Origin of the sequence: Siphonobacter sp. BAB-5405 (assembly GCF_002872335.1) — a bacterium.
Lineage (GTDB): Bacteria > Bacteroidota > Bacteroidia > Cytophagales > Spirosomataceae > Siphonobacter.
In genome coordinates this window covers 1-1,518 of the sequence record NZ_NJAG01000107.1, presented here as the reverse complement: position 1 = coordinate 1,518, position 1,518 = coordinate 1, and the positions used below count along the sequence as shown (strand labels likewise).

The window sequence follows — 1,518 nt, the reverse complement described above, 5'->3', positions numbered from 1 at the left end:
ATTTTAAAAATATCCAGTAAGAACTCTTTGTCTTCCTCTCCAATCACTTCTTCTTTTAAAGAGAGTAACTCACCATTTTTCCAGCCTTGTTGAGTTGATGTACCCGGTACGGAGGTATTAAATACACCCAGTCACCCTTCACCTGTATATCCGTGGAGCGGGTATCATGGAGAGCATCTTCATTTCTCAACCATACAATTTCAAAAAAGTCTTTTCTATGGGGATCATCCAGGTAGCTGGGGGGGCAATGGTGCAGGTTCCTCAAATAGATCAGGGTATTCGAGAGTCGGGAATCAGGTACGTTTTTCAAGGTAGACGCTCTTGTTTTTGAATAGAACATTTTGCCCATTAGGGAGGACTATTCGGAAATGTACAACTTTGTAAATCAAAAGTAGGCGGTTTTGTGACTAAATGTTCCTAATTGTCCACCAATTATGGAATAATGTATAATTCTGTGCGGATTATCCAGCTCTACCTTTGCCCTCGATAAACACCTACTACTGTATGAATATCGAGTTAGAATCTCCCAATGATTTAGGAGTACATATTCGAAATAACTACGAGCAAATTATACGGGAAAATAGCAAGCTGGCCGATCAGATTAATTTTGATGAGTTTACCCCACTCGTTGGTGAAATCAGTAAGGCCAAGGCCATCTTTTTAGTAGCTGCCGGTCGTTCCGGCTACGCCATGCGATCCATTGCCATGCGTTTGATGCACCTGGGTTTAGCGGTACATGTCGTGGGAGATACGACAACCCCGGCTATCCAGTCTGGTGATCTGCTGTGGGCTGCTTCAGGTTCTGGTACGACTGAGTCAATCGTTCGGACAGCCGAGAAAGCAAAAGCAGCAGGAGCCCGGGTCGTTGCTATAACCACGAATAATGCGTCAAAACTAGCTCAGCTAGCCCATGTTCACGTTCAGCTTCCCGCCGCTGAGAAACAGGATCACCAGGGCAATCGATCCCATCAATACGCTGGAAGTCTGTTTGAGCAAGCCCTGCTCTTATGCGGCGATGCCCTCTTTATGGGCTTGTGGAAACTTGAAGGTTCCGCCGCCGAAACCCTCTGGAAGCGTCATGCTAACCTGGAGTAATGAAATGAACATGTAATCTAATAATAAGCAGAATGGCAAAATTACAAGTAGCAATAGATTTATTAACCATTCAGGATGCTCTGGCATTAGCCGCTAAAGTAGCTCCTTATGTAGACATCATCGAGTTAGGTACACCTCTCATCAAAGCAGAAGGGTTAAAGGTGGTTACCGCGATGAAAGAGGCTCATCCGGACAAATGGGTATTTGCGGATATGAAAACGGCGGATACCGGATTTTTGGAGGCAGAAATCGCATTTCAGGCCGGAGCAGATCTCATTACCGTGATGGGAACGGTGGATGATGCCACGGTAAAAGGGGCCGTAGAAGCCGCTGAAAAGCATGGAAAAAAAGTGGTAGTAGACACCATTGGAGTAAAAAACAGAGTGGAGCGAGCGAAAGAAGTGACCGCATTGGGTGTAGCTT

Annotated in this window: 3 protein-coding genes; 2 read left to right on the top strand and 1 reads right to left on the bottom strand. The window is 45.5% G+C overall.

The window, feature by feature from the left end; genetic code table 11:
* Window positions 1-55: 55 nt before the first annotated feature.
* Entirely contained in the window at window positions 56-310 is a 255-nt protein-coding gene (locus BWI97_RS27835) for a hypothetical protein (RefSeq protein ID WP_158242862.1), read from the bottom strand.
* 194 nt (window positions 311-504) lie between these two features.
* Here BWI97_RS27835 and hxlB point away from each other — a divergent pair, with 194 nt between their 5' ends.
* Both hxlB and BWI97_RS26110 read left to right on the top strand, forming a co-directional pair.
* Window positions 505-1,095 (top strand): 6-phospho-3-hexuloisomerase, encoded by a 591-nt coding sequence (gene hxlB / locus BWI97_RS26115; RefSeq protein WP_102203401.1) that lies wholly within the window; start codon window positions 505-507, stop codon window positions 1,093-1,095.
* Window positions 1,096-1,127: 32 nt separating this feature from the next.
* On the top strand, window positions 1,128-1,518 hold a 391-nt coding region (locus BWI97_RS26110), incomplete at its 3' end, for an orotidine 5'-phosphate decarboxylase / HUMPS family protein (protein ID WP_199182120.1).